We start from the raw sequence: 6,000 nt of genomic DNA, 5'->3' as shown, positions 1-6,000 counted from the left end.
CGGAGGCCAGCACGCGGTCGACCGCGTCCCTCTCGTCCTGCCCGATGATCGGCTTAGCCGCGGGGATCATGGCGGGTTCGGTGTTCATGCGGTGGGACCGTCCTGTTCGTCGGCGTGGGGATCTGCGGAGTCGTCGGGCTCGAGGGGAGCGGGGCGCGGGGCGCCCTCGACCGGGGCGGAGGCGAGCTGCAGCCCGCCGCTGGTCTCGTCGGGGATGTACCACTCCCCCGTCACCGGGCACACCCAGGCGTCGGTGCCGTCGGAGGCGGGCAGGAGCTTCTCCCCCGCGCGGCCCACCCAGCCGAGGCGGCGGGCCGGGACCCCGGCGACGAGGGCGTGCGGCGGGACGTCCTTGACCACGGTGGCGCCCGCGGCGACCATAGCCCAGGCGCCGATCGTGACCGGCGCGACGCACACGGCGCGCGCCCCGATCGAGGCACCCTGCTCGCAGGTCACGCCCACCGGCTCCCAGTCGGAGGCGGACTTGGGGCTCAGGTCCGGGTTGACCGCGCGCGGGAAGTGGTCGTTGGTGAACACCGCCGCCGGGCCGACGAAGACGCCATCCGCGAGGACGGCGGGCTCGTAGACGAGCGCGTAGTTCTGGACCTTGCAGCCGTCGCCGAGGGTCACGCCGGTGCCGATGTAGGCACCGCGGCCGACGACGCAGTCGGCGCCGAGCTGCGCCCGCTCCCGCACCTGGGCCAGATGCCAGATCGAGCTGCCGGCGCCGATGGTCGCCTCGGGCGAGATGTCGGCTCCCGGGGCGACCCGGTAGTCGGGGGTGTCAGTCATGGGGACGACGATACCGTCCGGTCGGGCCCGCTCCCGGGATCGACGGCCCCGGGGCGCGGGCTGTCGCACATCTCGCCCCGCACCTCCGCGAACCGTTCACAGATCGTGGCCGAGACCTGCCCGTCGGACGGCCCGGAAGGCCCCGTCGCGCGCTCGGCTCGCCCCTCCGTCTTGCCTGTCCGTCGTGCCTCTCCGTCACCGGGACGCGCGCAGCGCCTCCCCCTTGGCGAGCGCGACCTCGCGCAGCTCGCCCTGGAAGGCGACCATCCGCGCGCGCAGGTCCGCGGCGCGCTCGTCGCCGCCCGCCGCGAGGATGCGGGCGGCGAGCAGGCCGGCGTTGCGCGCCCCGCCGATGGACACGGTGGCGACGGGGACACCGGCGGGCATCTGCACGATGGAGAGCAGGGAGTCCATGCCGTCGAGGTGCTTCAGCGGCACGGGCACCCCGATGACGGGCAGCGGGGTGAGGGAGGCGAGCATGCCGGGCAGGTGCGCGGCGCCGCCGGCCCCGGCGATGAGCACGCGCAGTCCGCGCTCGGCGGCGGAACGGCCGTAGGCGACCATGTCCTCCGGCATCCGGTGCGCGGAGACGACGTCGACCTCGACGGGCACGTCGAACTCGCCGAGCGCCTCCTCGGCGGCGCGCATCACCGGGTAGTCGGAATCCGAACCCATCACGATGCCGACCAGGGGGGACAGTGTGCTCATGCGATCTCCTCGGAGGACGGAGCGGTTCCAGCGGTTCCAGCGGGTCCCGGTGCGGGGACCCCGTCGATGATCAGCTGCTCGGCGCGGTGGGCACGCGCGAGCAGGTCCGCGGCGTCCTCGCCCAGCAGGGTCACGTGGCCGATCTTGCGGCCCGGGCGCACGCCCTTGCCGTAGAGGTGGACCTTCAGGCCGGGCTCGAGGGCGAGGGCGGCGCGCATGCCGGGCACGAGGTCCATCACCTCCCCGCCGAGGAGGTTGACCATCACCGCCACCGGGGCGAGCGGGGTCGTGGCGCCGAGGGGGAGATCGGCGACGGCGCGCAGGTGCTGCTCGAACTGGCCGGTGACGGCGCCGTCCATGGACCAGTGGCCGGTGTTGTGGGGCCGCATGGCGAGCTCGTTGACGCTCACCGTCCCGTCGGCGGTCTCGAACAGCTCGACGGCGAGCATGCCGACCACGCCGAGGTCCTCGGCGATCGCGAGGGCGAGCGACTGGATCCGCTCTTGCGCGGTCTCGTCGAGGCCCGGCGCGGGCGCGACCACCTCGTAGCAGACCCCGTCCTTCTGGAGGGACTGCACGACGGGATAGGCGACGGCCTCCCCGTCGGGCCGCCGCGCGACCTGCGCGGAGAGTTCGCGCACGAAGGGCACCAGCTCCTCGGCGAGGAGCTCGTCGTGCTCCCCGGCCCAGTCGGCGACCTCCGCCGGATCGCTGATCACGCGCACGCCGTGGCCGTCGTAGCCGCCGCGCGGGGTCTTCACCACGAGCCGGCCGCCGGCCTGCGCGAGCGCCAGGGCGAGCTCCTCGGTCGAGGTGATCCGCCACCAGCGCGGGCACGGGTGCCCGAGCGCGCTCAGCCGCTCGCGCATGACCAGCTTGTCCTGGGCATGGACGAGGGCGGCGGGTCCGGGGCGCACGGCGACCCCCTCGGCCTCGAGGGCCTCGAGGATCGCGGTCGGGACGTGCTCGTGGTCGAAGGTGACGGCGTCGACGGCCCCGGCGAGGCCGCGCACCGCCTGCTCGTCGTCGTGCCGGCCTATCCGGACCTCTCCCGCGACCGCCGCGGCGCTCTCGGCAGGATCGGTCGCGAGCACCGTCGCGGGAAGTCCCAGCTCGATCGCGGGGCCGAGCATCATGCGGGCGAGCTGTCCACCGCCGACGATGCCGAGGCGACGGGCGGGGGGACGGGGCGCGGGATCGGGAAGCACGCGGGACAGTCTAGGTCGCGGGCGGGTCCTGGCCCGCGGGCGTCCGCACGGTCCGACCGCGGGAGCGGCGCCGCACCACGGAGCCCTGGGGGAGGCGTCCCTGCTCGCCGCCGTCCTCCTCGCCGCCGAGGTCGGGCTCCTCGCCCGGGGCGGAGATGAGGAAGACGCCGAAGGTCGCGGGGCTCTCGGTGAGCAGCTCGAGACGCCCACCGTCGTCCTCCACCAGCGTGCGAGCGAGGGCTAGCCCCACGCCGGTGCCGGTCGAGGAGCGCCCGGACACGGAGCGCTCGAAGATGCGGGAGCCGAGCTCGGGGTCGATCCCGCGCCCCTCGTCGGAGACCTCGATGACGGTCGAGTGATCGTTGCGTCGCACCTTGACCAGGGTGCGGCCGCCGCCGTGGGCGAGGGCGTTCTCGATGAGGGTCGCGATGACCTGGGTGAGGGGACCCTGCGAGCCCCACACCGCGGCGGTGCGCGGCACCTGGATGCGCAGCTCGCGGCCGGCCCGACGGTAGGCCGGGGACCACTCCTCGGACTGCTGGGTGAGCACCGTGCGCAGTTCGACCACGCCCGGGGTGCGACGCTGGGAGGAGCGGGGCGCATTGATCAGGTCGTGGACGACCTCGGTGAGGCGGTCGATCTGCTCGAGGGAGATGCGCGCCTCCTCCCGCACCCACTCCTCGGAACTGGTCGCCAGGATCTCGTCGAGGCGCATGGACAGCGCCGTGAGCGGGGTGCGCAGCTGGTGCGAGGCGTCGGAGGCGAGGCGGCTCTCGGCCTCGAGCCGCTCGGCGAGCATGGCGCCCGAGCGGGCGAGCTCCTCGGCGACGTCGTCGATCTCGGAGATCCCGGACGGCTTCCACGGTCCGCGGGCGCGGCCGCCGCCCATCTCCTCGGCGCGGCGGCTGAGACGGGCGAGCGGCATCGAGATCCGCTGCGCCTGCCACAGCGCGACGGAGACGCCGATCGACAGCGCCGAGAGCGCGGCCACGGCGATCAACACCCAGGCGCTCGCGGTATGGGCGCGCACATCGGACTGCGGGATGAAGACGGTGATCTCCTGGCCGTTCGTGCCGAGGGTGCGCACCTCGATCGCGCCCGCGCCCGGCGGGTCGCCGGCCCGGACGGTGAGGTCGTCGACCTTCACCTCGATCGCGATGTTCAGGTCGACCTGCTCGTCGACCCGCTGCTGCAGCATCGCCTCATCGATGGGCCGGTCCTCGCTGAGCCGCTCCTCGGTGTCGATGCGGACGGTGTCGAGGATCCGGTTCGCCTCGCTGTACAGCTCCTGACGATTGAGGTTCAGCCACGACCATCCCAGCGGGATGCCGAGCAGGAGCACGGACAGGACCACGGTGATCAGCGTGGCCTGCAGCACACGCTGCCACACGCGTCAGGCCTCCGTGCCGGTCTCGAAGCGGAAGCCGACTCCCCTCACCGTGGTGATCCGGCGCGGGTTGGTGGCGTCGTCGCCGAGCTTGCGGCGCAGCCAGGAGATGTGCATGTCGAGGGTCTTGGTGGAGCCCCACCACTCGGCGCCCCACACCTCCCGCATCAGGTCGTCGCGGGTGACGACGCTGCCGGCCTCGCGCACCAGCACGGTGAGCAGGTCGTACTCCTTCGCCGAGAGCGCGAGCTCCTCGCCGTCGACGTGGGCGCGGCGCGCGGCGACGTCGAGGTTCACGCCGTTGACGTCGAAGGCGTCGCCGCTCTCCTCCATCGCCTGCGAGCGCCGCATGAGGGCGCGGATGCGCGCCTGCAGCTCGCCGAGGCGGAAGGGCTTGGTCACGTAGTCGTCGGCGCCCGCGTCGAGGCCCACCACGGCGTCGACCTCGTCGGCCCGCGCGGTGAGGATCAGTATCGGCGACTCGAGACCACCCTTGCGCAGGCGGCGGGCGACCTCGAGGCCGTCCAGGTCGGGCAGGCCGAGATCAAGGATCACTACGTCGATCGGGTCGCTGCCCGCAGCGATCGCGAGGGCGTCCATGCCGCGCGAGGCGCGCGTGACGGTGTAGCCCTCGCGGTCCAGGGCGCGCGAGAGGGGTTCGGCGATGGCCGAGTCGTCCTCGACGAGAAGCAGTCGTGTCACGCGTTCCATCCTAAGTCCGTGCCGTCGGCGGGGCGGGCCGCCAGGGTCTCACAGGCCCAGATCGAGAGGCGCGGAGCGGTCCCGTCGCATCTCCATCACCCGCACGGTGCCGATGCCGTGCAACTCGACCTCCTGCCCCTCGTCGACCGCGAAGCCGCCGGGCAGGGCCCGCTCGATCGCGGCGGCGGTCTCGTCGTCTACCATCACCCCGCCGGGCCGGGCGACGGCCTCGAGCCGGGCGGCGAGGTTCACCTTCGGGCCGAAGACGTCCCCGTAGCGGGAGAACATCGAGCCCCAGGCCATGCCCACCCGCACGGGCGGCAGGCCCACCTCCGCAGAGAGCACCTCGGCGAGGCTCATGGCGATCTGGGCGCCGTCCTCGGGCGTGTCGGCGAGGAACATGATCTCGTCGCCGACGGTCTTGACCACCCGGCCGCCGCCGACGGAGATGATGTCCCGTCCCAGTGCCTCGAAGCGGCCCACCACGTCGGCCAGCTCCGCACCCGAGAGGTCCTGGGCGAGCCGGGTGAACTGGACCAGGTCCGCGAAGCCGACGGCGCGCTGGAGAGGGAAGAGCTCGTCGGTGTCGCGGTGGAGGACCTCGGAGCCGGCACGGGCCGCGAAGGCCGCGAGCTGCCGGCGGAAGGCGAAGACCACCTGCGACTCGAAGGTCTCCAGGAGCTCGGGGAGCACCTCGAGCATCCGCTGGCGGGCCTCGGCGTCGTCCAGGCCGTCCTCGTTCTTGCCCTCGTCCACGAGCGCCTCGGTGATCCACATGGCCAGGCGGCCCATGTGGAAGCCGAGCCCGCGGGTGATGGAGGCGAAGGCACGCTCGGACAGGGCGCCGTCCTCGACGATCGCGGCGAGGTCGCCGATCGAGTAGGCATCCTCCTCCGTGAACACGACGGTGTCCTCGTCCACGGGGGTGAAGCCGAGGGAGCGCCAGTAGACCGCCGTGAGCCGCTCCGGGATGTCCTGCTGCTCGGCGAGGTCCCGCCGGGAGTATTCGCGCGGGCCCTGCAGGAGCACCTTCTCGAGCGTGCCGACGCTGCGGCGCACGGCCGCGAAGCGCCGGTTCAGGTCCAGGATCTCCTGGGTCTCGAGCGGCGTCTGGTCGAGGTCGGGGGACGCCCCCACCGGGAGCGGCAGCTCACCCGTGGGGAGCCTCCCGCCGAGTGCGTCGCCGCGCTCCCTGTCGTCCAT

Annotated in this window: 6 protein-coding genes; all 6 read right to left on the bottom strand. The window is 73.4% G+C overall.

Translation table 11 applies throughout. The features are described 5' to 3' along the window. Positions 1-84 precede the first annotated feature (84 nt). The 6 genes from ACZCAH_RS14745 to ACZCAH_RS14720 all read right to left on the bottom strand — a co-directional run bounded on the left by ACZCAH_RS14745 (position 85) and on the right by ACZCAH_RS14720 (position 6,000). Entirely contained in the window at positions 85-792 is a 708-nt protein-coding gene (locus tag ACZCAH_RS14745) for an acyltransferase (RefSeq protein WP_464341798.1), read from the bottom strand. 195 nt (positions 793-987) lie between these two features. Then, positions 988-1,500, bottom strand: coding sequence for a 5-(carboxyamino)imidazole ribonucleotide mutase (gene purE, locus ACZCAH_RS14740; protein WP_464341797.1), 513 nt, complete (start codon positions 1,498-1,500; stop codon positions 988-990). Then, complete coding sequence (locus ACZCAH_RS14735; protein WP_464341801.1) at positions 1,497-2,636, bottom strand: 5-(carboxyamino)imidazole ribonucleotide synthase; 1,140 nt, start codon at positions 2,634-2,636, stop codon at positions 1,497-1,499. Before ACZCAH_RS14735 ends, purE begins: the two co-directional genes overlap by 4 nt. 82 nt (positions 2,637-2,718) lie before the next feature. Beyond that, on the bottom strand, positions 2,719-4,098 hold the full coding sequence (locus tag ACZCAH_RS14730; RefSeq protein WP_464341796.1) for an ATP-binding protein: 1,380 nt from the start codon (positions 4,096-4,098) through the stop codon (positions 2,719-2,721). A 3-nt stretch (positions 4,099-4,101) separates the two neighbouring features. Next, positions 4,102-4,797 (bottom strand): response regulator transcription factor, encoded by a 696-nt coding sequence (locus tag ACZCAH_RS14725; protein WP_329745123.1) that lies wholly within the window; start codon positions 4,795-4,797, stop codon positions 4,102-4,104. 48 nt (positions 4,798-4,845) lie between these two features. Then, entirely contained in the window at positions 4,846-6,000 is a 1,155-nt protein-coding gene (locus tag ACZCAH_RS14720; protein WP_464341795.1) for an adenylate/guanylate cyclase domain-containing protein, read from the bottom strand.

It is taken from the genome of Brachybacterium sp. B718/18, from assembly GCF_055454375.1.
This window is presented reverse-complemented; position numbering and strand designations above follow the sequence as displayed.